Origin of the sequence: Streptomyces longispororuber (genome assembly GCF_014656095.1) — a bacterium.
GTDB lineage: Bacteria > Actinomycetota > Actinomycetes > Streptomycetales > Streptomycetaceae > Streptomyces > Streptomyces longispororuber.
The window spans coordinates 92,602-116,642 of sequence record NZ_BNBT01000007.1 but is presented as its reverse complement, the minus strand read 5'-3'; the positions used below and the strand labels follow the sequence as shown (position 1 = coordinate 116,642).

Genomic DNA, 24,041 nt, shown 5'->3' with positions numbered 1-24,041 from the left:
GGGCCTTGCGCGGCCGGTCGGCGTGGCGGTGTCCCGCATCGTGGACCGGCTGCCACCGTGAGCCGCGCGCACGAACAGAGCCACCCACCGACAAACACGAACAGAGCACCACCGAGAAACCGAGAAACCGAGAAACCGAGAAACCCGAGAAAGCACAACATGACGCAGCTCGCTGACCGCTGGGGCCTGGACCCGGCGTACTTCTGGATGTGGGGCCGGCGGCCGGACGCCCCCGTCGAAGCCGACGCCACCGGCATGGTGCACGTGTACGGGCACGCCGAGTGCGCCGAGGTCTACGGGAACCCGGCGGTGTACTCGTCCAGGGTGGAGGAGCTGTGGTGCGGCCGGGCCCCGACCCCGGAGGAGGAGGCGCTCGCCGAGGGCGTGCTGACGGAGACGGACCCGCCGCGCCACACGAAGCTGCGGAAGCTCGTGAGCCGCGTGTTCACCCCGCGCATGGTGGCCGGGCTCGAACCGGGCATCGTCAAGATCGCCCAGGAGCTGCTGGACGCCGCCGTGGGCACCGGGAAGCTGGACCTCGTCGAGCACTTCGCGTACCCGCTGCCCATGATCGTGATCGCGGACATGCTCGGCGTGCCGCACGGCGACCGGGCCCTGTTCAAGCAGTGGGTGGACCGCATGGCGGCCGCCGCGGGCGCGTTCCCGGTGGAGGCCGGGGGCGCGCGGCAGGGCGGCGACGACGTCGCGGTGGCCCTCGGGCGCGTCCCCGAGATGCTGGCCTACCTGCGCGAGCAGGTGGCCGAGCGGCGCGTGCGGCCCCGGGAGGACCTGCTCACCAAGCTGGTCGAGGCCGAGGTCGACGGCGAGCGCCTGAGCGAGGCCGCCGTGGTGAACCTCGCCAGGGAACTCCTCGTCGCCGGGCACGGCACCACCGCTCTCACCCTCGGCAACGCCGTGCTGTGCCTGGACGCCCACCCGGCGCAGCAGGCACGGCTGCGCGCGGACCCAGGCCTCGCCCCGGGGGTCGTCGAGGAGACCCTGCGGTTCCTCGGCCCGATCGCGCACGCGCCCCGCGCGGCCACCGCCGACACCGAACTGGCGGGCGTCGCCGTCCCCGAGGGGACGATGGTCAAGCTCTGGCTCGGGGCGGCCAACCGGGACGAGCGCCGGTTCGACCGGCCGCACGTGTTCGACCCGGACCGCGACCCCAACCCGCACCTGGCCTTCGGCCGCGGGATCCACTTCTGCCTCGGCGCGCCCCTGGCCCGCCTGGAGAGCCGCGTCGGGCTCACCCTGCTCCTGGACCGGTACCCGACGCTGCGTACCGATCCGGACGACCCGCCGGAGTTCATGACGGTCGACGGTCTGCTCGGCCCCTCGCGGCTGCCGCTGCTCACCCGCTGACCGCTGCCTCCCGCGGACCTCGCACGGGTGCCTCCCCGGCCGGAGCGGGGGAGGCACCCGTGCGCGCGTACGCCCGCTGAGGGGACCTGACGGGTCAGATACGGGTGTCCTCGACGGCAGGCACCCAGGGAGCGCGGGCGGTGTCCGGCCCGGCCGTCCGGTCCGCGGGGAGGGAGCGGTGGAGCGCCTTGGGCGCCGGCTTGGTGCCGCAGAACGCGGGCTCCAGCGTGTTCGTCACCCCTTGGGTGACCGCCCCGTTGTTGGAGGCGTTGGCGAAGACCACGACCGTACGGCCGCCGTCGCGGGTGCTGTACGACTGGGTCTGGTAGCCCTGGACGATGCCGCCGTGGCCGTAGACCTTGCCGCAGGACAGGGTGATCTCGCGCAGGCCCAGGCCGTAGCGGACGTTCGCCGTGGGCGTGGGCAGCGTGGTCGTCATCTGGCGCACCGACGCGTCGGAGACCAGCTTGCCGGAGTCGCCCGCAAGCAGGGCCGTCAGGAAGCGGTCCATGTCGGCGGCGGAGGAGATGACGGCACCCGCGCTGCCCACCCAGGAGCCGTTCTGCTCGGTGGAGTCGAGCAGCGGCTTGGAGCGGTCGTCGTTGGTGAGGTAGCCGGTGACGTGCGCCCCGGCGATCGTCTTGTCCGGAACGACGTACGAGGTCTCCGTCAGGCCGAGCGGCTCGGTGATCTCCTCGCGCAGCGCCTGCGCGTACGAGCGGCCGGTGACCTGCTCGATCGCCATGCCCAGCAGCACGTAGTTGGTGTTGGAGTAGGAGTACGTGGTGCCCGGCTTGCTCTGCGGGCCGCGCTTGACCGACAGGGCCACGAGGTCGGCGGGCTCGTAGACGGTGTTGCGGATGCGCTTCTCGAACGCGCTGGTGGTCTCCTCGCCGGGCTGTTCGAGCAGCGCGTTGGTGTGGTCGTAGACGCCGGAGCGGTGCTGCAGCACCTGGCGGGTCGTCATGTTCCAGCCCTCGGGCAGGGTGCCCTCGGGGAGGTGGTCGCGTACCGGCCGGTCCAGGTCGATCCTGCCCTGGTCGGCCAGGCGCAGCACCAGCGCGGAGGTGAACATCTTGGTGTTGGAGCCGACGCGGAAGCGCCAGCCTCCGTTCATGGGCGTGCCGTCGAGGTTCGCCTTGCCGACGGCCACGGTCTCGTCGCGGTCCGTGGCGCCGTGGTCCCGGACGACCGCGAAGGCGCCGGGCGCCCCCGCGGCGACGGTGCGGTCCAGCGCGGCGCGGACGCCCGGCGGTTCCGCCCGGCCGTCCGGCGCCTCGGCCGCGGCGTGGGCGGTGCCCAGCGCCGCGAGCACCGCACCGGTCACGGTCACGGTGGCCGTACGCGCGAACATGGTTCTCTTCATGCGGATTTCCCCCAGCCTGCCTGCGTCTCGAAGTGGTCGGGGGCCCGCAGGAGCCCCTGGTGATCGAGATCGTAGCGGGCACGGGTGACGGGACCGCGCAGATGGAGGCGGGCGGGAGCCGCACGGGCGGGAACAGGCGGAAGCCCCCTCGCCGGTGGGGGCGAGGGGGCTCGGGACCGCGCGGCCGCACCGGCGCGCGGTCCTGTGGTGCGGCGGTCGTGCGTCAGTCGTCCCGCAGGCGGGAGCGGAGCAGCTTCTTGCCCAGCTCGGCGCCCTTGCGGCTGTCGGACTGCGCCTTGCGGAACAACTCCGCCACCTCGGTGTCCTTCTCGCGCTCCGCGTCCTGGATGTAGGACTCGAGCCGCAGCGCGTTGCTCAGACACGCCTCGACGTACCAGATCAGGTTGTACGACTTGTCCTGCGTGCCGGTGACGCCGCCGGTCTCCGTGCTGCTGGTCATGGGGAACCTCCCTTGTGTCGTGAGAGAAGCTGGACTCGCAGCGGGAAACCGCCGGGTACCCGGGGGGCGCCGGTGTACACGGCCTCGTGCGTGCCGCTTGGGCGGCTATGGGGCGTTCTCGGACACGGGGCGCTCGGGTACGTGTGGGGCCTTGGGGGACACGGGCTGCTCGGGTGACGGCCGGGCCTCGTTGGACACCGGCCGTTCGCCGGGGGTCACTGGCCGACCCGGCCGTCGACGCGCTCGCGCAGGAAGTCGGCGTGCCCGCAGTGCCGGGCGTACTCCTCGATCCTGTGCACGAGGAGTTCCCGGACCGCGATCCGGTCCTTGCCCAGGCGCTCGCCGAGGTCCGGGTGGGTGGCCAGCGCCGCGTCGGTCGCAACCTGTTCGCGTGCCAGGTCCGCGAACGCGGCGTCGACCACGGCCTGTTCGCCCACCGCCCCGTCGAAGTCCGCGTCGCGCTTCCCGTACAGCTTCGGCAGGGGTGCGCCGTCGGTGATCCAGTTGCGCCAGTCCCGCTCCACCTCGGCCAGGTGACGGACCAGGCCGAGCAGGGACATCGACGACGGCGGCACCGCCCGGCGGGCCAGTTGCTCCGCGTCCAGGCCCTCGCACTTCATGCGCAGGGTCAGGCGGTAGTTCGTCAAGAAGTCCTGGAGCGTGGCGAGTTCGCCCTCCGGGGCGGGGCCGCCGGTGTCGCGGGGGTCGTCGTCCGGGTCGGCCCACATGTCGGGGTACGTGGTCGCTCGGGTCCAGCGCGCGGGCTGCTCACTCAGGTGGTCACTCAGGTGGTCACTCATGGGGTTCCTGTTCGTCCGAGCGGGCCCGCGTGCGTCCGGGAGGGGCCGCGCCCGCCCGGACGACCGCGCCGTCGTGGCCCTCGGCGGGCGGCCCTGTCCGGGGGCAGCCTAGATCGGCGCCTGCCCGCGCGCACCAGGGTTTTGACTAGGCTCCCGGCGTGAACGAGACGACACCTGACATACGGAACGGCGTCCGCATCCGCCCCGGCGGCCCGGCCGACGCGCCGGCCGTACTGGACATGCTCGACGCAGCCGTGGCCTGGATGAACGCGCGCGGCAACACCGAGCAGTGGGGCACGACGCCCTACTCGCGCAAGCCCGGCGGGGTGGCGCGGGTCGAGCGGTACATGACCGAGAACACCCCGTACGTCGCGGAGGCGGACGGCACCCCGGTGGGCGCCCTCGTCCTGGACACCGGCCCCAGCCCGCAGATGCCAATCGCACCGGCCGAGGAGCCGGAGCGCTACGTCCGGCTGCTGGTCTCCGACCGGCGGCACGCCGGGTCCGGCATCGGCGCGGCGCTGCTGGCCCACGCCGTCGAGGAGACGCGCGGCGCGGGCGTGGGACTGCTGCGGGTCGACTGCTGGGCGGGCGGCGGAGGCGAGCTGGTCGCCTTCTACGAGCGCAACGGCTTCACCCCGGCCGAGCGGTTCGCGCACGGGGGCTGGCCGGGTCAGGTGCTGGTGCGGCGGGTGGGCTGAACTACCGCGAGGGGTACGGGTGTCCTCCCGCGGGCGCCCCCTCACGGGCGCGGGGCCGGGAGCCCGGGGCCTGGGGCGGGCAGCAGCTCTTGCGCGCGGCTGCCCGCCCCCGTGTCACTTCCGCCAGAAGAGGTGGTGCGTCACGCCGCTCGGGCTCGGCACGACCTCCAGGTGGAACCGGTCGAGCAGCTCCTTCGGCGACTCCCAGAGCCGCACCCCGGAGCCGAGCTCCACGTCGCAGACCGCCACGTGCAGGGTGTCGACGAGGTCCGCCTCCAGGAACTCCCGGATGACGGTGGCCCCGCCGCCGAGGCGGACGTCCTTGCCCCGCGCCGCCTCCCGCGCTCGGTCGAGCACCGTGGCCGGGTCCGCGTTCACGAAGTGGAACGTGGTGTCGGAGAGCGTGAACGAGGGGCGCTCGTGGTGCGTCATGACGAACACCGGGGTGTGGAAGGGGGGTTCGTCGCCCCACCAGCCGCGCCACTCCTCGTCACGCCACGGCCCGCGCTGGGGACCGAACTTGTTCCGGCCCATGATCTCGGCGCCGATGTTGTGGTGGAAGTCGCGGGTGAAGTAGTCGTCGAGGCCGCGGCTGCCCCCGGCGTCGGTGCGGTTGGGCCAGCTCGCCGTGGCACCGGCCCAGGCGATCATCGTCCGGGGGTCGGCGTGGCCGAACGGCCGCTCCAGGCTCTGGCCCTCCCCGGCGCCGAACCCGTCCCGCGAGACCGTGAAGTTCTGCACCTTCAGCAACTGTGGCGTGTGGTTCCCTGGCATGTGATTCCTCCGGAAGCTTTCCCCCGAGAACACGGACACTAGTGCGACTGCCGGGGCCGGGGAAACTCATCGCCGACACGCCCGCGAACGGAAAAGCGGGTGCGAGCCGCGTACCGGGCCGACTAGCGTCCCCCGCATGAAGCGCGCACAGGTGACGACGACGCCGGAGAACGTCCCGGCGCGCTGACAGATGTCTGGCCGAAAGCCCCGGGGCGAGTGCCCTGGGGCTTCGCCGTGCGGTCACTCGCCCACCGTCCGTGAGGAGACCGCCATGCACGACCACCGCAGACTCGGCCGCGAACTCGGCCTGTTCGACACCGCCCCGCTGATCGGCGCGGGCCTGCCGTACTGGCTGCCCGACGGCGCGGCCGTCCGGCACGCCCTGGAGGAGTACCTCCACGCGGCGGAGCGGCGCGCGGGCTACCGGCACGTCTACTCGCCGGTGCTCGGCAAACGCGAGCTGTACGAGCTCTCGGGGCACTGGTCGCACTACAGCGACGACATGTTCCCGCCCATGGAGTTGGGCGGCGAGCAGGTCGTCCTGCGCCCGAGCCTGTGCCCGCACCACGCGGTGATCTACCGCTCCCGTGCGCACAGCTACCGCGAACTGCCGCTGCGCATGGCCGAACTCGGCGGCATGTACCGCTCGGAGCCGTCGGGCGTCCTCGGCGGGCTGACCCGGGTGCGGGCCATCCACCTCAACGACGCGCACGTCTTCTGCACCCTGGACCAGGTCGCCGACGAGGTGCGGGCGGCACTGGAGATGATCCGCCGGGCGTACGAGGCGCTCGGCCTCACCCCGGCCCGTTACCGGCTCTCCCTGCCCGGCACCGGCGGCAAGTACGTCGCCGACCCCGAGAAGTGGCAGCGGTCCACCGCGCTGCTGGCCGAGGCCCTTGACCGCTCCGGGCTCGCCTACGAGGCCGCCGAGGGGGAGGCCGCCTTCTACGGCCCCAAGATCGACGTCCAGGTCGCCGACAGCGCCGGCCGCGAGTCCACCCTGTCCACCGTCCAGGTCGACCTCCACCAGCCCGAGCGGTTCGACCTGCGCTACACCGGCGCGGACGGCGCCAGGCACCGGCCGGTCATGGTCCACCGCAGCATCGTCGGCAGCGTGGAGCGCGCCGTCGCCCACCTCGTCGAACGGCACGGCGGCGCCTTCCCCGTCTGGCTCGCCCCCACCCAGGTGGCGGTCCTGCCGGTGTCCGACGCCCAGGTGCCGCAGGCCGCGGCGCTCGCCCGGCGGTGCGACGAGCGAGGACTGCGCGCGGACGTCGTCGGCCCGGAGCGCGGCAGCCTCGGCGCCCGCGTCCGCGAGGCCCGCCTGGTGCCCTACCAAGCCGTCATCGGCGCCAGGGAGGCGGCCGACGGCCACGTCGCGCTGCGCCTGCGGGACGGGCGGCGGCCCGCCCCCCTCCCGGCGGACGACGCCCTCGCCCGCGTCAGCGCGCTCGTCGCCGCCCACAGCCCCCGCCTGTGGGACGACGACGCCCTGTAGCACCGGGTCGCCACAGGGGCGTTGGCCGCCACCGCATCAACTCCCTTCCCCGGGCGCCCCACACCCGCGCACCCGACGCGTCCGCGCAGGTGCCGCGCGCGGGGGAGCGGAGCCGCGGGGCCCCGGGGGCGGCGGTGGGCGGGGCGCCACCGCATCAACCCCCGCGAGGGCGCGCGGCGGACTGCCACCATGCTGCCCAACGGGCGTACGCCGTCGCCCGGTTGCCCCCGCACGGCGTCCTGGCACGGGGGCGAGGAACGCCGCACACCGAGAACCAGAGGTAGTCCATGTTCCAGCCGTTCCAGCCGTTCCAGCCGTTCCAGCCGTTCCAGCCGTTCCAGCCGTTCCAGCCGTTCCAGCCGTTCCAGCCGGTCGAGCCGGTCGAGCCGGTCGAGTCGTTCAAGTCGGTCGAGCCGGTCGAGCCGCTCCGGTCTTTCCGGTCTTTCCGGTCTTTCAGTTCTTCCCGGTCCTTCCGGTCGCCCAAGTCACCGTGCCCGTCACGCCGACGTCCTGCCTGCGCCCCCGACACGTTCCCGGTCCGCCCCGGCACCGGGCGGACCGTCATCGTCGTCGTGGTCCTCGTCCTCGGGGCTGCCCTGGCCGCCGCCGGGCTGCCCGCCGTCGTCGTCGCCGAGGTGCTGGCGGCCGCGGGCCTGGTCGGCGCCCACCTGGCGCGGCACGCCCCGCTCGCGCCGGACGCGCGGTGACGGAGGAGGTGCCGTGGGACGCCCGGAACGGCCGGTGGCGGCCGCCGACCCGGCCCTGGAGAAGCTGGCCCGCTGGCTGCGCGAGTGGCGCCACGCGGCAGGGCTCACGCACCGGGAGCTGGCCAGGAGGTCCGCGTACGCCTTCTCCGACACCACCTTCTCCCGCGCCACCACGGGCACCCGCGTCCCGCGCCTGCCGGTGGTGGAGGCGTACGCCCGGGCCTGCGGGGCCCCCGTGGGACACGCGCGCGGCCTGTGGCGGGCCGCGCGCTACGCCGAGTACCGGCGCCGGAACCCCGAGGTGGACGTGCCCCGGCCCGACAGCGTGTACAACAGGGACGAGCTGATCCACGCCTTGCAGCAGCTCTACCACCAGGCGGGCGCGATGCCCCTGGACGAGATGGAGCGCCGGGCCGGACGCCACGGGGAACTCCCGCACAGCACGCTGCACCGCATGCTCGCGGGCAAGTCCGTGCTCGACCTCCAGCAGCTCGACGCGTTCCTGCGGGTGTGCGACGTCACGGGCGGCGATTGGGAGCGGTGGTGCCTGGCCTGGCGTCGCGTCCGGCGCCGCCACGAGGTGCTGCGCGCGGGCGACCGCCTGACCCGCACCCTGCGGGCCCCCGCCCCCGCTCCCGCTCCCGGCGACGCCGTGCCGCGCCGGTTCCCCGCGCCCGCCGAGCCCGTGGGGGAGCCCTCGTCGGCGCGTCCTCCCGTGGCCCTCGCGATGCCCCTCTTCCGGAGGGCGCGCACGACCCGGGTGGGGCCGCGCGCGCCGGTGCCGCGGCCCTGAGCGGCCTTCGGGTGGGGCCGGTGCGCGTATTGCGTACGGGACCCGGTCCGGCGAGTCCCGTAGTCCCGTCGGAATACGGTCCGCGCGCCCGGTACGACACCGTCGGCCATGGCATCGTCGGTGCCATGACGATCAGGTACACCTGGCGCGGCGACTTCGACAACGAGGACGTCAACGCGCTGCACGCGGAGGGGTTCGGCCACCCGGTCCTGGACATCGACTGGCTCGCGCAGGTGCGGCGGCACAGCCTCGGCTGGGTCTGCGCGCACCGCGACGGCGCCCTGGTCGGGTTCGTGAACGTCGCCTGGGACGGCGGCGTGCACGCCTTCGTCCTGGACACGGTGGTCGCCGCGGCGCACCGCCGCCGCGGTGTCGGGGCCGGGCTCGTCGCCGAGACCGTCCGGCGGGCACGCGCGGCCGGGTGCGAGTGGCTGCACGTCGACTTCGACGACGGACTCGCGCCGTTCTACGTCGAGTCCTGCGGCTTCACGCCGACCCGCGCCGGGCTCGTCGCGCTCTGAGGAACCACGAGTGGAACCGTCGGGGAGCGGGCGCGACGGACGACAGCGGTGAGGCACCGGCCCCGGACTCCGGGGCGGCGCCTCACCGCGCGGGTGCGGGCGGTCCCGTCAGTCGCGGTCCACGTGTTCCCGCAGGACCTTGCGGTTGGTCGCGTCGATGTCGTACGTCGTCTTGTTCCAGTCGTCGGTCGTCACGACGTCGACGGACCACTTCGGCGTGCCCTTGTCGGTGTCGTCGAGCTCGACGGAGGTCACCGTGCCCTTGGTCTTGCCGGTGGCGGTCTGCGCGGCCTGCTCCGCGCTCACCGTGGCCTTGTCCAGCCACCGTGCCAGCTCGCGCTTGTCGTCGGCGTCGTCGTCCGCCTTCGCCTGCGCCTTGTCGGCCTTTCCGGTGACCGCGTCCACGCGGACGGTGTGGGCGGAGCCGTCGGTGGTGGCGACCTCGGTCTCCCAGACGGGCCTGTCGGCCGGGCCCTTCAGCTCGGTGGAGACGGGCTTCGACTTCGGCACCGCCGCGACCGCGGCGCTCAGCGCCTTGTCGTAGCCGACCTTGGCCTTCGGGACGAGGTCCTTGCGCTCGGACTGGTCCTCGGTGAGGGCACCGCCGCTCGCCGTGGCGGAGGCGGCGGTGGGCGGCGCCTTGGAGGTGCCGGCGGCGCCGCTCCCGTCGCCGTTGTCCTTGTCGTCGTCGCCGCAGCCCGTGAGCAGGGCCGCCGCCGCGACCGCCGCGCACAGCAGGCCCGCGCCGCGCGCCGTCGGGAGGGGCCCGCGCTTCTTCCCGGGAACGGTTTCATTCCTTTTAGTGACCATATGGGCACGTTAAGGGATGTATGCGCCTCGTGCAGCGAAAGGCACGGGCCCCACGGAGCGGGAGACGGCCCGCGAGCGGGCGTACCGGGCCCGCGCCCCCCGGGTCGCCCCCGGCTCGCTCCTGCCCTGCCCTGTCCTGATCGCCCTGATCGTCCGCTCCCGTCCCGTCCCGCGGCGTTCCGCCCCGTCCGCCGGGTGGCCGAACGATGTCGACGTACGAGGATCCGGACGGATCATCGGCCCGCCGCCGGGGAAGCCTCGTGACCGGGCCGCCGCGAGCCGCGCACCGCGCCCACCCACCGACCTTGTGTACGTCGCACAGCGAGGAGAAGGCACGCCATGCAGATCGACCTCACCGGACGGACGGCTCTCGTGACCGGGTCCACCCAGGGCATCGGGGCCGCCATCGCGACCGGGCTCGCCCGGGCCGGGGCACGCGTCGGGATCAACGGACGGGACCCGAAGCGGGTGGACGAGGCCGTCGAGCGGCTCGGGGAGGAGGTGCCGGGCGGCGACTTCGTCCCCGTGGCCGCCGACGTCGCCGCCGACGACGGCGGGGAGCGGGTGCACGAGCTCCTGCCGGAGGTCGACGTCCTCATCAACAACCTCGGCATCTTCGGCGCCCAGGACCCGCTGGAGATCACGGACGCGGAGTGGCGCCGCTACTTCGACGTCAACGTCCTGGCCGCCGTCCGCCTCACCCGCACGTACCTGCCGCGGATGGCCGAGCGGGGCTGGGGCCGCGTCCAGTACATCGCCAGCGACTCGGCCGTCGTGACCCCCGCCGAGATGATCCACTACGGCGTGTCGAAGACCGCCCTGCTCGCCGTCGGCCGCGGCTTCGCCAAACAGGCCGCGGGCACCGGCGTCACCGTGAACTCCGTCATCGCCGGGCCCACCCACACCAAGGGCGTGGAGGACTTCGTCTACCAGCTCGTCGACCGCGACCTGCCCTGGGACGAGGCACAGCGCGTCTTCATGAAGGAGCACCGCCCCCAGTCGCTGCTCCAGCGCCTCATCGAACCGGAGGAGATCGCCAACATGGTGGTGTACCTCAGCTCCGACCTGGCCTCCGCCACGACCGGCGGCGCGCTGCGCGTCGACGGCGGGTACGTCGACGCGATCCTTCCCTGACCGGCCCCGGCCCCGGTCAGGGCCCCAGCCCCGGCCCCGGTCACGGGCGGGCGGCCGTCGGTAGCTCGGCCAGGAAGTACGTGGTGACGCCGTCCGCCGTGCCCTCGACGTGGCCCGCCAGCCACAGGGCGCCGTCCGGGCCGTGCGTCACCGCGTCCGCCGTCGGCGCCCCGGGCGGCGGTCCCTCGCCCGTGGACCAGGACGAGCCGGTCCACCGCTGGAGCGGCACGCGGGTGCCCGCCGCCCACACCTGCGTGCCGTACGCCGCGAAGTGCTGGACCTCGGAGGCCTCCAGGCCGGACGGGTGCCGCGGTGACCACGCGCGGCCGTCCCAGGCGGCCGCGGCCGCGCGCTGATCCACCGAGCCGCCGGCACAGGAGACGCCGTCGCGGACCAGGAGCGCGGACACGTGCCCGGCCGCCGGGCCGAAGGGTGCGGGCAGCCGCGTCCAGGAGCTGCCGTTCCAGAGGAATGGCCGGGCTGCTCGCCTGACACCGGTGCGTTCAGGCAGGTCGCTCACCAGCGGCAGGCCCGGTACGACGATCACGCGCGTGTTCCACTGCGGACCGAGCGCGTGCATGCACCAGGCCCGTATGACGTTCACCAGGACGACCGCGGCCCACGCGGTCCAGCCGAGCGCCGGGACGAACGTCCGTGCTGCCAGGGCGACTTCGGCCGGCATGCCGACCACACGGCCCGCATGGAGCACGACCATCACCGGGTGTGCCCCTGTCCGTACTCGACGCCTCCGCGGGCGGCGGCCCAGCGCGCGTTACGGCGGGCCACCACGAGTGCGCGCAGCCGCTCGGCGACGAGAGCCGCGACGAGGATCAGCAGCCCGGCGGGCAGGTGGGCGAAGCCCGGCTCGTTCACGGAAAGGGGTCCTCTCCGAGGTGCTCATTCCGGCGATGCCGGCTGCTGCGGAGTGCGTACGAGGAGACAGGCGGCGACGGCGGTGATCGCCGCGATCGAGCCGAGCGCCACCGACATGCCGGTCACGAGCGCCTCCTTGACGTCCGTGGCGAGCACCACGCCCTGCGGGCCGAGGCGGTCGGCGACCTCGAGGCCGCCCACCGCGGAGTGGCGCACGACCTCCGCGGCGGGCTCGGGCAGGCCCGAGAGGTCGGGCAACGAGGACCGGTAGTGACTGCCGAACAGCGAGCCCATCAAAGCGATCCCGATCGCCGCGCCCGCCTCGCGGGTGACGTCGTTCATCGCGGAGGCGACGCCCTGCTGTTCGCGGGGGAGCGAACCAGTGATCGCCGAGGTGCCGACGACTCCGGTGAGACCGATCCCGAGCCCGGCGAGCACAAGGCTGCCCAGGAAGGGCGGGTAGCCGGAATCGACGTCGATCAGGGACAGCGTGAACAGCCCGGTGCCGAGCAGCAGCAGCCCGCCCATCATGACGGTGCGCATGCCGAGTCGCATGGTGAGACGAGGTGTCACCTCCGAGACGACGGCGACGACCACCGCCACGGGCACCAGAGCGAGTGCGGACTTCAACGGGCTGTAGCCGAGCACCAGTTGCAGGTACTGCAACCCGACGAAGAAGAACCCGAACACGGCCATGAACTGCACGGCGATGGTCACGGCCCCGGCCCTGAATCCCCGGTTGCGAAAGAGCCGCGGGTCCAGGAGTGGGTGTTCGGTGCGCAGCCCCAGAACGACGTACGCGATGCCGACCACCACGGTGACGGCCAGTGCCGCGAGGACCGTGGGCCGGCCCCAGCCCGCGTCGTTGCCCTCGATCAGCGCGTACACCAGACCGGCGGGCGCGAGCGCCGTGCACAGCGCACCAGCGACATCGAACCGGTGCCGCTCCCCGCCCTTGGTCTCCGGGGCCAGGAACACCGCGGCGAGTGCGACGCCCAGCGCGGCCACGGCGCCCGAGACGAAGATCGACCGCCAATTGAACCAGTGCAGCAGCACGCCGGTGGCGAGCATCCCCAGGATCACGCCGACCGCCGCACACGCGGACCAGACGGCGATGCCCTTCTGCCGCTGTGCGTCCGGAAGCACGGCGGTGATCGTGGACAGCGTGCCGGGCATGATCATGGCCGCGCCGAGACCCATCACGGCACGCCAGGCGATCAGCGCGGTCGTCCCCGACGCCTCGGAGGCGGCGAGCGCCGCGGCCCCGAGCACGACCGCGCCCGCGAGGAGCACCGCACGCCGGCCGAGCCGGTCGCCGAGCGCGCCGAACGGAAGGACCAGCCCGGCGAGGGCCAGCACGTAACCGTCGACGATCCAGGTCAGCGAGGCGGTGGACGCGCCCAGGTCGACGGCCAGGTCGGGCAGCGCGAGATACAGGCTGGACATGGACGCGGTGACCAGGACCAGTGCCAGGCACATCGCGAACAGCACGCCACCGGTCTTCACCCCGCCGTCGTCCTTGGTGCCGGACCCGGAGGGACCGGCGACGGAGTCGGAACCGATACCGGAACCGGGATCGGGGACGGAACCGGGATCGGGATCGGGGACGGGATCGATGATGTCGGTCATCGGACACACGTCCCTCGTGAAGGCGTGCGCGTCGACGGCAGGACTGAACGGGAAGAGGCCGAGGCGATCACCCGACAAGAACTACCGGCCCGAGCGTGCTCGACAGGTCACCGTCACGCGAAAGCCGCACGCCGCATGCGGCCTGTTGGCCGAGGGTGCCGATCGGGTGAAAGACCGTTCCCCCCGGACGTGAAATGCGTTAACAGGAAGTCGTACAGATGTGTCCTGCGTACATGATGAGGGGACGTGCGAATGGCTGAGCCCCCAGCCGCGTCGGAACACGTCCTGCACGAACTGGAACCCTCGGTGGAACGGCTCATGGCACAGCATCTCGACGCTGCCCGTGACTGGCTTCCCCACCAGTACGTGCCATGGTCCGCGTCCCTGGACTTCGACGGCCCCCTGGACGGCACGCCCTGGTCACCGGACCAGTCGCCACTGCCGCAGGCCGTCCGGGACGCACTGGTCGTCAACCTTCTCACCGAGGACAACCTGCCCAGCTACCACTTCGAGATCGCCGGCCGGTTCGGCCGGGACGGCGCCTGGGGCGCATGGGTGCATCGATGGACCGCGGAGGAGGACCGGCACGCCTCGGTCCTGCGCGCCTACGTCCACGCCCGGCGCGCCGTGGACCCCGTCGCGCTGGAAGCGCTGCGCATGCGGCACGTCGGGACCGGATTCCACACCGGCCTGCCGACGCTGTTGCACTCGCTGGCCTACGTCACCGTCCAGGAACTGGCCACCCGCCAGGCGCACCGCAACACCGGGGCCGCCTGCCAGGACAAGGCCGGCGAACTGCTGATGGCACGGATCGCGGCGGACGAGAACCTGCACATGCTCTTCTACCGGAGGCTGTTCGCCGACGCCCTCGCCGTGTTCCCGAACGAGGCGATGACCGCCCTCGCGGACGTGCTGCGGGACTTCACGATGCCGGGCGCGGCGATCCCCGGATTCCGCCCACGCGCCGCGCGCATCGCCGCGTCCGGGATCTACAACCTGGACGTCCACCGCGAGTACGTGGTGACACCGCTGGTGCGTGCGCTGAAGGTGATGTCCCTGCCCGGCCTCGGGCCGGCCGGCGAGCAGGCACGCGAACGTCTGGGCACGTACCTGGAGCAGCTCACCGAACGCGCGGCCCGCTCACGTGAGTTGTTCGAGCGCATGACCCCCCACAAGAATCCCGCGGTCACCGCGCAATCCACGAAGGAGACACAGGCATGACGCAGGAAAGACAGGACGCCCTTCCCGAACCGCTCGTCGCCCTGCTCACGGAGTACTGCAAGGTGGAGGCGGAACCCGAAGCCCTCACGCCGTCCACCACGTTCGTGAGTCTCGGCATGGACTCGCTGGCGCTCATGGAGATGATCGTCGCAGCGGAGGAACGGTTCGGGATCGTGCCGTCCGAGGAGGCCCTGGACCTGTCCCCGTCCGCCACCCTCGGTGACGCCGCCCGTGTCATCGCCGATGCCCGCTGACGTCGCTGTCACCGGGCTCGGGCTCGTGACCCCGGCCGGACACACGCCGGAAGAGAACTGGGCGGCCCTGTGCCGGGGGCGTTCGCTGGCCGCCCCGGATCCCGAACTCACAGGCCTGCCGGTCGACTTCTCCTGCCAGGTCACCGGCCTCGACGCGGCGGGAGAACTCGGCCCGCCGCTGGCGCGGCGCGTGGACCCGTTCACCCGGTTCGCGCTCGTCGCGGCGCGCCGGGCCGTCGAGGACGCCGGCCTGTCCACGCAGGGCGGTCTCGGCCCGCGGGTCGGAGTCGTCCTCGGCGTCGGTTCCAACTGCCTGAGCACGTACGTCACCGAGTTCGGCCACCTCGGCGCGGACCGGCCGCGGCGCGTGTCCCCGCTGGCACTGCCGCGCAGCGTGCCCAGCATGGCGGCAGGCGAGGTCGCCATCGACCTGGGCGCGCAAGGTCCCAATTTCACCACCGCCAGCGCCTGCGCCTCAGGTGCCACCGCGCTCGGGGTGGCACGTGATCTGCTGCGGTCCGGTACCTGCGACATCGTCCTGGCCGGCGGCAGCGAATCCGCCCGGTCCCGGATGACGGCCACCTGCTTCACCCAGATGCGCGCGCTGTCACGGCGCCGTGACGAACCCGCACTGGCCAGCAGGCCGTTCGACGCGGGCAGGGACGGAATGGTCCTGGGCGAGGGCGCCGCCGTCCTCGTCCTGGAAAGGGCTGCCGACGCGCACGCCAGGAAGGCACCGGTTCTGGCGCTGCTGCGCGGTTACGGCGCCGGCTCCGACGCCCACCACCCCGTGGCCCCGCACCCACAGGGCGAAGGTGCCGCCCGCGTCATCGTGGCCGCACTGGAGGACGCGGGATGCCGCCCGCGGGACATCGGGCACGTGAACGCGCACGGAACCTCCACGCCGCTGGGCGACGCGGTCGAGGCCGCCGCCCTGGCACGCGTCTTCGGTGACACGCCGCCCCCGGTCACGGCGGCGAAGGGCGTGATCGGCCACTCCCTGGGAGCGTCGGCGGCGATCCAGGCGGCATACACGGTCCTCGCGCTGCGCCACGGGGCCGTCCCACCTGTCGCGAACTTCCAGGGTCAGGACGGGGAGCACAAGCTCGACATCGTGGCCGGGAAACCGCGCCTGGCCCCCATGCGAACGGCCATGAGCTGCGCCTTCGGTTTCGGCGGGCAGAACGTCGTTCTGGTGCTCAGCGACGCGTGACCGACCGCATGACCACCATCCACCGCTACCACCGGGATCCCCGAAGGGGCGAAGGGCGAGTTGACCACAGAGCAGACGACGGCGGAGCACTCAAGAGCAGGTCGCGGGTGCCGTGCACCGGGCGCGCCGGCGCCGAGGGTGACGTCGATCGCGACCGCCGTGCCGCCGCACCGGTTCCAGCAGGAACAGATCATGGACTTCCTGGCGGGCACGACACTGGGCCGGTCGGTGACCGGCGCGGCCATGCTTCAGCAGATTCAGTCCAACGCCGGGGTGGACGCGCGCCACTTCGCCCGGCCGCTCGAGGAACTGCGGGAGCTCACCGACTTCTCCGACGCCAACCGTGTGTGGCTGGAGACCGCCCTGGAGATCGGCGAGAAGGTGGTCACCGAGGCGCTGGAACAGGCGGGCCTGCGCCCCGACGGCGTCGACGCGGTGATCAGCACCACGGTCACCGGCATGGCCGTCCCCTCCCTCGAGGCCCGGCTCGCCCACCGCATGGGCATGCGCCCCGACGTGCGCCGGATCCCCCTGTTCGGCAACGGATGCGCGGGCGGCGCGGCAGGCCTCGCCCGCCTGCGCGAGTACCTGCTCGGCCACCCCGACCACGCGGCGGTACTGCTCTCGGTCGAACTGTGCTCGCTGGCCTACCAGATGCAGGACACCTCGATGGCCAACATCGTCGCCGGCAGCCTCTTCGGCGACGGCGCGGCCGCCGTGGTCGGCATGGGGGCGAAGCGCGCCCAGGGCTTGCCCGGCCCCGAACTCGTCGACAGCCTGAGTTACCTGGTGCCGGGCACCGAGGACGTCCTCGGCTGGGACATCGGCTCCCATGGCCTCCGCATCCTGCTCGCCCCCGAAGTACCCGACCTCACCGCTGAACACCTGCCCAAGGCCGTCCACGAACTGCTCGGCCGCCATGGCCTCACCCCCGACGAGATCGCCACCTGGATCGTCCACGCCGGCGGCCCCAAGGTCATGACCGCCTTCGAGGAGTCCATGGGCCTGCCCCCGCCGGCACTGGACGCGACGCGCACCTCCCTGGCCGCCAAGGGCAACCTCTCCTCCTCCGCCGTGCTGCACGTCCTCCACGAGGCGATGCGAACCCCACCGCCCACCGGCGCACCCGGATTGATCTCCGCCATGGGTCCCGGCTTCGCCATCGAACTGGTACTGACCCGCTGGTGAGTGACCGGATCCCAGTCCCCGCGACCTCGGCCAAGGTCGCGGCGTTCATCACCGCCAGGGCGTTGCGCTGCCTGCAGGATAAGGTTGCCGAGACCGAGCAAAGCCTCGACAGCTCCGGGGCGGCCGGACTTGCCGTCTCGTAGCGCGCAGATTGTCGCGGTTTGCCCGTTTGTGCATCGCTGTGCTCAGTTGCGACTGTTTCCGCGTAGTTCGTCGTCGGTACGGGGGAAGCTGGGCGTGTCGGTACTGTGTGGGGGTGCCGGCTGTCTGGTCGGCGCTTTCCTGGGGGACGAGCGAGACGAGGGTTATGCCGGAGCAAGCGAGCCCGCCTGCGATAGCGCCGCAGGAACCTCTGGCCGTGTCGGTCGAGGCGGCGCGGATGGCGGCGGTGCGCCGTTACGACATTCTCGACACCCCTCCGGACGGCGCCTACGACCGGGTCGCGGCGCTGGCCGCTCGCCTGTTCGAGGTGCCGGTGGCGACGGTGACCATCGTGGACGAGGACCGGATCTGGTTCAAGGCCACGCACGGCCTGGAGGGTGTCACCGAGATCGGCCGGGACCCGGGGTTGTGCGCCTCGGCGGTCCTGACCGACGACACCACCGTCATCCCCGACACCCTGCTCGATCCGGTCGCCTGCTCCAATCCGCTGGTCGCCGGCCCGATGGGGGTGCGGTTCTACGCCGCCGCTCCGATCATCACCGCCGACGGGTACCGGCTGGGCACGGTCAACGTCCTCGACACCCGCCCCCGCGAGATCAGCGAGGCGGATACGGCCACGCTGGCGGACCTGGCGGCGGTGGTGCGTGACCAGCTCGAACTGCGGCTGTCGGCGTTGCACGTCGTGCGCGCCGAGCAGGACAAGCGGCAGGCGGAGGAAGAGGCCCGGCAGCGCGCGGAGCGGGACAAGGCGGCCATCGCCGCGTTCGCCTCCACCCTGCAGCGCACCCTGGTGCCTCCCGCGCTGCCCGCGGTACCGGGACTGGAGCTGGCCTGTCACTACAAGACCGCCTCCCCCCAGGAAGTGGGGGGCGACTTCTACGACGTCTTCCCCGTCGGCGACGGCCGGTGGGCGTTCTTCCTGGGCGATGTGTGCGGCAAGGGCGCCGAAGCCGCCTCGGTCACCTCACTGACCCGCTACACGCTGCGGGCCGCAGCCCTCGTCGACGCCGAACCCACGGCCGCGCTCAAGGCCCTGAACGCCGCCCTGCTGCTGGACCCGGCGGTCGGCACCCGCTTCTGCACCGCCGTCTTCGGCCTGCTCGATCCCGCCCGGGACGGCGGTTTCACGGTCACGCTGGCCACCGGCGGCCACCCGCCCGCCTACCACCTCAGCCCCACCGAGGACGGCGGCATGCGGGTGGAGGCGGCCCGCGTCAAGGGCGGCATGCTGGTCGGCGCGTTCGCCGAAGCCGCCTTCGCCTCACGCACCCTGCACCTGGCACCCGGCCAGGGACTGCTGCTCTACACCGACGGGCTGACCGAGGCCCGCACCGCCGAAGGCGACATGCTCGCCGATACCGGCCTGACGGACTTCCTGGCCCGGCGCCAGGGGCCGGTCAGCGCCGGCTGCCTGATCGACGACACCGTCGCCCTCCTGGACACCCTGCCCGACACCGAACGCGACGACGTGGCACTCCTGGCCCTGTCCGTCCCCACCCCCGATGCCGCCCCCGCGGGCATCACCACCACCGCTCACAGCGCCGCCGCCCCGACCGCCGACGCCTCCGTCGGGCAGGAGAACCCACGCCCATGACCGACACACTCCACATCGACGTCCCCCACACCGGCGGCACCCTGGCCGTCATCGCACTGTCCGGTGAATTCGACATCACCACGGCCCCCGCCGTGCGGGCCCGCGCCCTTGACCTCATCGCGAACGGCCACCCCGACCTGGTCGCCGACCTGGCGGGCGTCACCTTCTGCGACTCCTCCGGCCTGGGCGCCCTCGTCGGCATCTGGCGCTGCGCCAAGGACGCCGACGGCACCCTCACCCTGGCGGCCATCCCCGACCGGCTGGGCCGCCTGCTCAACGTCACCGGGATGGACACCTTCCTGCCCGCCTATCCCAGCGCCGACGCCGCGCTCGCCGCACGCCAAGGCAACCGCACCACCACCTGAACCCCCTCGCTCGCCAGGCGGCACCAACAGCGGCGCGAAGGCAGCGAAGCCCTCGACGATCATGCTGAGAGAGAGCCGGTCCGCGGTGCCGGACGCGGCAAAGGTCACCTCGGTCACCGACCCCGACGGCACCGGGTCGTCCACACCGTCACCGCGGGGGCGGGCTCACGTGCGGACGGGGCCGCGGCGGACGGCCGCGGGCCCGCCCGGTCAGCGCGGGCTCGACGGGCACCACTCCATGAGCAGCAGCGTGGCGTCGTCGCGCAGCGGCTTCTCCTGCCGGTCGAGGAGGGAGTGGATGAGCTGCCGCAGCGCCTCCGGTGCCGACTCGCCCGCGGCCGTCGCCCGGATGATGGTGTCCGTGAACCGCTCCAGGCCGAATTCGACGCCGTTGCCGGTACGCGCCTCGGTCACGCCGTCGGTGTACATCAGCACCCGGTCGCCCGGCTTGAGGTGTTCCTCGTGCACCTGCCACGGGTTGCCGGCCAGCAGTCCGGGCGTGCCCAGCGGCGGCTGCGCCGAGCGCTCCAGGGCACCGGCGAGGACCCGGTGGTCGCGGATGAGCAGGGGCGGAGGATGCCCGCAGTTGCACCACCGCAGGACGCCTCCGGCCAGGTCGAGCTGGGCGAAGATGCCCGTGCAGAACTGCTCGGGCAGCCACTCGGCGAGGGCCCGCTGGATGTTGTCGACGAGCTCGGGCAGCTCCGCGCCCGCCCGCCGGGCGTTGCGGCAGCCCGCCATGGCCACGGACGTCGTCAGGCCGGACGCCAGGTTGTGCCCCATGGCGTCGAGGATCGCCACGTGCAGCGTGGAGCTGGTCAGGGAGTGGTCGAAGACGTCGCCGCCGATGTTGTAGGCCGGCTCCAGGACGGCGGTCGAGATCGCCCGGGAGTTGCCGACCGTGCGGGGCGGCAGGAAGGCCCGCAGCATCTCGGCGGGCAACTGCATGACCTGGGAGCGGGTCCGGCGCGCGAAGCTGTCGCTGGAGGCGCGCTTCGAGGTGATCACCATGGCGAGGATGGAGGCCAGCATGCGGCAGCGCCGCAGCAGCACCCCGTCGATCAGGGGCGCCGTGGCCCCGATGACGCCGAGCCGCTCCGCACCGTCGATCAGCGGCAGCCAGACCGTGATCCTGCCCTGCGGCAGCTCCTCGACCCGCAGGTCGTGGGCCCGGTAGGCCGATCCGGCGACGGAGGTGTTCACGTCCAGCGTCGGCGGCCCGTCGCTCAGCGGCACCAGGCAGCGCTGCTGGAGGTCGACCAGGTACACGTCGATCTGGTCGAGGCTGGTGGCGTCGGCGAACCGCTGCACCAGGGAGGGAAGCTCCATCGGGGTCGCCGCGTGGGCCGCGGTCAGGAGCTGTTCGAGCAGCAGCTCTCCCGGGCCGGACGCCATCGGCTGGCTCACCACCTGCGCTCACCTCCTCAGGGGCAGTCTCACACCGCACGCGGGATCGTGCCCGCGTGCGGGGCGGGGCAGGGCGTGTGGGCGGGGCGTACGGACGGGGCGTACGGGCGCCGGGGGCCGGGGCGGGCCCGGCGGGCGGACCCGTGGGTTCTTGGGTCCTCGGGCCCTTGGGTCCTGCGAAGTCGTGGCCATGGTCCCGGCCCCCGGTGAGGAAGGTCCCGGTACACGGCGCGGCCGTTGCGGAATCACTCGCCCGACCGCACGAATCGGGTGAGGGAGCAAGACTGTGCCTGCCAACATCGGCGTGAGCGGGACGACACCACGCGCACGCTGCCACGGGGCCGACGCCGACCGGACCGCCGCCGCGACCGGGGGGCGCGGCGGCCGCGCCGCCTCCGCCGGGCTGCCGTGGATCGAGGAGGCCGTCGACGTCGCGCCGAAGGACGCGCGGGAGCTGACGAAGCTCTTCGTCGACCGGCTCCGCGTCCTGGAGGAGGGGACGCGCGAGTACGAGTACGCGCGCAACACGCTGATCGAGATGAACCTCACCCTCGTGCACTACGTCGCGGGCCGGTACCGGGCCCGCGGCAGCGGACAGATGGAGGACATCGTCCAGGTGGGGACGGTGGGGCTGATCAAGGCGATCGACCGGTTCGACCTGAGCCGCGGCGTCGAGTTCACCACGTTCGCCGTCCCCTGGATCCTCGGGGAGATCAAGCGCCACTTCCGTGACACGAGCTGGGCGGTGCACGTACCGCGCCGGCTCCAGGAGCTGCGGTCCCGCCTCGCCGCCGCCCAGGAGAAGCTGTCCACCACGCTCGGCCGCGAGCCGACGGTCAGGGAGCTCGCCGCCGAGCTGGAGGTGACCGAGGAGCAGGCCCTGGAGGCGATCGTGGCCGCCAACGGGTACACCGCCGGCTCCCTCGACGCCCCGAACGATCCGCGCGACGAGGGTGAGACGCACCGGCGCGGCCGCTCGATCGCCGACGTCATGGGCGCCCCCGACCCGGCCCTGGAGACCGTCGAGCACCTGCACGCCCTGGCGCCGCTCCTCGCGGAGCTGGGGGAGCGGGAGCGGCGCATCATCGAGATGCGCTTCGGCCAGGAGATGACCCAGGCCGAGATCGGCAGGGCGCTCGGCATCTCGCAGATGCACGTGTCGCGCCTGCTCTCCCACACCCTCGCCCGCCTGCGGACAGGACTGCTCGCGGACGACTAGGCCCGCGGCCGACTAGGCCCGCGGCCGACGGCGCTCCGGGCCGGCCGCCGCGGAGGCTCCGCCGGTTCGTGCGAGGTGGGTCGATGAGGTCGCCGCCGTGCGCCACGGACGGGGGCTGGGCGCCTCTCCGCCCCCACCTCCCTCTTCCGGATCGCCGCGGGTGCGTGGGGGCTGGGCGCGCCGTTCCCCGCGCCCCTCACGGGGCGCCCCGTCCGGGTCCCGGTAGCCCCCACCGCGAGTCCCCGCATGCGTGTTCGGCGGCCGGCGCCCCGGCCGCCGACCGGCCTCGGCGAAGTGCTCCCACGGCGGACGCGACCCGGCTAGCATCGTCGCCTACGACGCCGGGCGGCAGGCTGGAGCGGGGGATGAGGGGCGGCATGCGCCACCGGGCCGAGCGCATCGCGCTGGCCGTGATGGCGGCGGCGGGCATCCTGGTGGTACTCGCCGATCTCCTGGGCTGGCTCGACGAGCTGGCCCCGGGCAGCACCCTGCCCAAGGTGACGCTGCTGATCCTGAGCACGGTCACGCTCTTCCTGCTCCTGGAGTTCGACCGCCTCAAGGTGCTCGACGACGTCCACACCCAACTGTCCAAGCTGGACATCGACGCCATCGCGCGCGAGGCGAAGCAGCGGCACTACGCCGGGGCGGTCCGGGTGCACGAGCGGTTCCCCGACGACCGGTTCGCCGCGCTCGTCGACGGCGCCACCCGCGAGGTGGCCGTCCTCCAGACGTGGATACCGAACCTCGACGAGTTCGACCGCGAGCTGCGCAAGGCCGTCCTGGAGCGGCAGGTGCGCGTCCGCGTGCTGCTGCTGCACCCGTCGTCACCGGTGGCCGGGCTGCGCAGCGAGGCCCTGCGCACCGTGCGCGACCCCGCCCGCGACGGCGACGTACGGGTCAACATCGAGCAGTGCCTGTCCACGCTGGCCTCCCTCGTCCACGACGCGGCCGACGAGGACCGCGCCCGCCTGGAGGTGCGGGTGTACAACTCCCTGCCGTCGGTCGCCGTGTACAAGGCCGACGACCACTACCTGGTGAGCTCGTTCCTGCACGGACGGCTCGCGATCCGCTCCACCCAGATCGAGATCGACGGCTGCGGCACGGTGATGGGCCGCGAGGTGCAGCACGAGGTGGACACGCTCTGGAGCATCGGCCGCCCCGTGGACCTGAGCGACTGGCGCGGATCCGTCGGACGAATCAACTTGTGACCCGGAAGAGAGCACGGCCATGCCACGACTGGACGGACCCGAGGGCCTCGACCGCCTCGACGCGTTCGAGGACGACCTGATCGAGCGGTTCGAGAAGCACCCGGTGCTCGCGAACGTCACGCTGCTGCCGGACGACGTCTTCGCGGCCGTCCTGCTGCAACGCCGCTTCGTGTCCCTCGCCTTCACCCCCTGCTACGACCTCGCGATCGACCTGCTCGACGACGAGGTCGGGGTGCGCATCGCCCGGGTCATCCTGCGCGAGGAGTACCCCGACAGCCACGGCCACACCCGCTCGCACCGCGAGGACATGACGGAGGACCTGCTCCACCTCGGCATCTCCCGCCGGGCCCTGGTCACCTCCCGGCCGACCGCCACCACCCGGCGGGTCATCCTCGACTCCCTGGAGCTGATCGCCGACGCGGGCGCCGAGGACGACGCCGACGTACGGCTGTTGACGCTGCTGCGCTTCTGGGGCGAGGTCCTGGTCTCCGTCGAGTACGGGCGCCTGTGGGAGCGGATGGGCCCGCTGCTCACGCGCGACGGCGAGAACCGCTCGCGCTTCTACTACCCGCACCACTCCCACGACGCCAAGGCCCACCCGCTCGCCAAGGTCTCCCTGCTCTCCACGACGCACTCCGACCGGCTCGGCCGCCGCCTGAGCGAACTCCTCGCGCGCGAGCCGTCGACCGACTCCTTCAAGGAGGTCGAGGAGCGGGCGCTGCGGCTGAAGACGGACTTCTACGACCAGTTCCTGCCGGCGCCGGTGCAGGCGTAGGCCC

26 protein-coding genes are annotated in these 24,041 nt (G+C 73.0%); 17 read left to right on the top strand and 9 right to left on the bottom strand.

Annotation, left to right across the window (positions count from 1 at the left end):
- Positions 1-159: 159 nt before the first annotated feature.
- On the top strand, positions 160-1,365 hold the full coding sequence (locus IE330_RS04335) for a cytochrome P450 (RefSeq protein ID WP_190134483.1): 1,206 nt from the start codon (positions 160-162) through the stop codon (positions 1,363-1,365).
- A 94-nt stretch (positions 1,366-1,459) separates the two neighbouring features.
- Here IE330_RS04335 and IE330_RS04330 read toward each other — a convergent pair whose 3' ends face one another.
- From IE330_RS04330 to IE330_RS04320, 3 genes are all read right to left on the bottom strand, one after another.
- On the bottom strand, positions 1,460-2,731 hold the full coding sequence (locus IE330_RS04330) for a serine hydrolase domain-containing protein (RefSeq protein WP_190134482.1): 1,272 nt from the start codon (positions 2,729-2,731) through the stop codon (positions 1,460-1,462).
- Positions 2,732-2,954: 223 nt separating this feature from the next.
- On the bottom strand, positions 2,955-3,191 hold the full coding sequence (locus IE330_RS04325) for a hypothetical protein (RefSeq protein ID WP_190134481.1): 237 nt from the start codon (positions 3,189-3,191) through the stop codon (positions 2,955-2,957).
- Between the two features lie 215 nt (positions 3,192-3,406).
- Positions 3,407-3,991, bottom strand: a complete 585-nt coding sequence (locus IE330_RS04320; protein WP_229925372.1) for a DinB family protein — start codon at positions 3,989-3,991, stop codon at positions 3,407-3,409.
- 158 nt (positions 3,992-4,149) lie between these two features.
- On the opposite strand from IE330_RS04320, the gene IE330_RS04315 reads away from it, so the two are divergent.
- The gene (locus IE330_RS04315) at positions 4,150-4,692 is read left to right on the top strand and encodes a GNAT family N-acetyltransferase (RefSeq protein WP_190134480.1); all 543 of its coding nucleotides are present in this window, start codon (positions 4,150-4,152) and stop codon (positions 4,690-4,692) included.
- 114 nt (positions 4,693-4,806) lie between these two features.
- Here the strand turns inward: IE330_RS04315 and IE330_RS04310 are convergent, their stop codons facing one another.
- Positions 4,807-5,466, bottom strand: a complete 660-nt coding sequence (locus IE330_RS04310) for a dihydrofolate reductase family protein (RefSeq protein WP_190134479.1) — start codon at positions 5,464-5,466, stop codon at positions 4,807-4,809.
- 190 nt (positions 5,467-5,656) lie between these two features.
- Here IE330_RS04310 and thrS point away from each other — a divergent pair, with 190 nt between their 5' ends.
- The 4 genes from thrS (at position 5,657) to IE330_RS04290 (ending at position 8,985) form a co-directional block, all read left to right on the top strand.
- Complete coding sequence (thrS, locus tag IE330_RS04305) at positions 5,657-6,964, top strand: threonine--tRNA ligase (protein WP_373314559.1); 1,308 nt, start codon at positions 5,657-5,659, stop codon at positions 6,962-6,964.
- 287 nt (positions 6,965-7,251) lie between these two features.
- On the top strand, positions 7,252-7,671 hold the full coding sequence (locus IE330_RS04300) for a hypothetical protein (protein ID WP_190134477.1): 420 nt from the start codon (positions 7,252-7,254) through the stop codon (positions 7,669-7,671).
- 13 nt (positions 7,672-7,684) lie between these two features.
- Positions 7,685-8,464 (top strand): helix-turn-helix domain-containing protein, encoded by a 780-nt coding sequence (locus IE330_RS04295; protein ID WP_190134476.1) that lies wholly within the window; start codon positions 7,685-7,687, stop codon positions 8,462-8,464.
- A gap of 125 nt (positions 8,465-8,589) precedes the next feature.
- The gene (locus tag IE330_RS04290; RefSeq protein ID WP_190134475.1) at positions 8,590-8,985 is read left to right on the top strand and encodes a GNAT family N-acetyltransferase; all 396 of its coding nucleotides are present in this window, start codon (positions 8,590-8,592) and stop codon (positions 8,983-8,985) included.
- Positions 8,986-9,093: 108 nt separating this feature from the next.
- Here IE330_RS04290 and IE330_RS04285 read toward each other — a convergent pair whose 3' ends face one another.
- Positions 9,094-9,795, bottom strand: a complete 702-nt coding sequence (locus tag IE330_RS04285) for a PepSY domain-containing protein (protein ID WP_190134474.1) — start codon at positions 9,793-9,795, stop codon at positions 9,094-9,096.
- Positions 9,796-10,134: 339 nt separating this feature from the next.
- On the opposite strand from IE330_RS04285, the gene IE330_RS04280 reads away from it, so the two are divergent.
- Entirely contained in the window at positions 10,135-10,929 is a 795-nt protein-coding gene (locus tag IE330_RS04280) for an SDR family NAD(P)-dependent oxidoreductase (RefSeq protein WP_190134473.1), read from the top strand.
- Positions 10,930-10,969: 40 nt separating this feature from the next.
- Here IE330_RS04280 and IE330_RS39980 read toward each other — a convergent pair whose 3' ends face one another.
- Genes IE330_RS39980 through IE330_RS04270 form a run of 3 tightly spaced genes read right to left on the bottom strand, consistent with a single transcriptional unit; the run spans position 10,970 to position 13,431 of the window.
- Positions 10,970-11,644 (bottom strand): hypothetical protein, encoded by a 675-nt coding sequence (locus IE330_RS39980; protein WP_373314558.1) that lies wholly within the window; start codon positions 11,642-11,644, stop codon positions 10,970-10,972.
- Positions 11,644-11,802: a hypothetical protein gene (locus IE330_RS39975; RefSeq protein ID WP_373314557.1), complete on the bottom strand. Its 159-nt coding sequence runs from the start codon at positions 11,800-11,802 to the stop codon at positions 11,644-11,646. Before IE330_RS39975 ends, IE330_RS39980 begins: the two co-directional genes overlap by 1 nt.
- A 24-nt stretch (positions 11,803-11,826) precedes the next feature.
- Positions 11,827-13,431 carry an MFS transporter gene (locus IE330_RS04270; RefSeq protein WP_190134472.1) on the bottom strand — a complete coding sequence of 535 codons (1,605 nt, stop codon included), beginning with the start codon at positions 13,429-13,431 and terminating at the stop codon, positions 11,827-11,829.
- Positions 13,432-13,683: 252 nt separating this feature from the next.
- Between IE330_RS04270 and IE330_RS04265 the strand changes: the two genes are divergently transcribed.
- The 7 genes from IE330_RS04265 (at position 13,684) to IE330_RS04235 (ending at position 19,428) form a co-directional block, all read left to right on the top strand.
- Positions 13,684-14,652 carry an acyl-ACP desaturase gene (locus IE330_RS04265; protein ID WP_190134471.1) on the top strand — a complete coding sequence of 323 codons (969 nt, stop codon included), beginning with the start codon at positions 13,684-13,686 and terminating at the stop codon, positions 14,650-14,652.
- Positions 14,649-14,906: an acyl carrier protein gene (locus IE330_RS04260; protein ID WP_190134470.1), complete on the top strand. Its 258-nt coding sequence runs from the start codon at positions 14,649-14,651 to the stop codon at positions 14,904-14,906. The genes IE330_RS04265 and IE330_RS04260 overlap by 4 nt, the downstream gene beginning before the upstream one ends.
- Entirely contained in the window at positions 14,896-16,119 is a 1,224-nt protein-coding gene (locus tag IE330_RS04255; RefSeq protein WP_190134469.1) for a beta-ketoacyl-[acyl-carrier-protein] synthase family protein, read from the top strand. Before IE330_RS04260 ends, IE330_RS04255 begins: the two co-directional genes overlap by 11 nt.
- Positions 16,120-16,257: 138 nt before the next feature.
- Positions 16,258-17,307: a type III polyketide synthase gene (locus IE330_RS04250; protein WP_268257264.1), complete on the top strand. Its 1,050-nt coding sequence runs from the start codon at positions 16,258-16,260 to the stop codon at positions 17,305-17,307.
- Positions 17,304-17,450: a hypothetical protein gene (locus IE330_RS04245; protein WP_190134468.1), complete on the top strand. Its 147-nt coding sequence runs from the start codon at positions 17,304-17,306 to the stop codon at positions 17,448-17,450. Before IE330_RS04250 ends, IE330_RS04245 begins: the two co-directional genes overlap by 4 nt.
- A 215-nt stretch (positions 17,451-17,665) precedes the next feature.
- Positions 17,666-19,063, top strand: coding sequence for a PP2C family protein-serine/threonine phosphatase (locus tag IE330_RS04240; RefSeq protein ID WP_229925371.1), 1,398 nt, complete (start codon positions 17,666-17,668; stop codon positions 19,061-19,063).
- Positions 19,060-19,428 carry an STAS domain-containing protein gene (locus IE330_RS04235; RefSeq protein WP_190134467.1) on the top strand — a complete coding sequence of 123 codons (369 nt, stop codon included), beginning with the start codon at positions 19,060-19,062 and terminating at the stop codon, positions 19,426-19,428. Before IE330_RS04240 ends, IE330_RS04235 begins: the two co-directional genes overlap by 4 nt.
- 210 nt (positions 19,429-19,638) lie before the next feature.
- Here the strand turns inward: IE330_RS04235 and IE330_RS04230 are convergent, their stop codons facing one another.
- Positions 19,639-20,823 carry a PP2C family protein-serine/threonine phosphatase gene (locus IE330_RS04230; protein ID WP_190134508.1) on the bottom strand — a complete coding sequence of 395 codons (1,185 nt, stop codon included), beginning with the start codon at positions 20,821-20,823 and terminating at the stop codon, positions 19,639-19,641.
- Positions 20,824-21,238: 415 nt separating this feature from the next.
- Here IE330_RS04230 and IE330_RS04225 point away from each other — a divergent pair, with 415 nt between their 5' ends.
- From IE330_RS04225 to IE330_RS04215, 3 genes are all read left to right on the top strand, one after another.
- Positions 21,239-22,054 (top strand): RNA polymerase sigma factor SigF, encoded by an 816-nt coding sequence (locus tag IE330_RS04225; protein WP_229925379.1) that lies wholly within the window; start codon positions 21,239-21,241, stop codon positions 22,052-22,054.
- Between the two features lie 365 nt (positions 22,055-22,419).
- Positions 22,420-23,262 (top strand): hypothetical protein, encoded by an 843-nt coding sequence (locus tag IE330_RS04220; protein ID WP_190134466.1) that lies wholly within the window; start codon positions 22,420-22,422, stop codon positions 23,260-23,262.
- A 19-nt stretch (positions 23,263-23,281) separates the two neighbouring features.
- Positions 23,282-24,037, top strand: a complete 756-nt coding sequence (locus IE330_RS04215; protein WP_190134465.1) for a hypothetical protein — start codon at positions 23,282-23,284, stop codon at positions 24,035-24,037.
- The last annotated feature ends 4 nt before the right edge of the window (positions 24,038-24,041 follow it).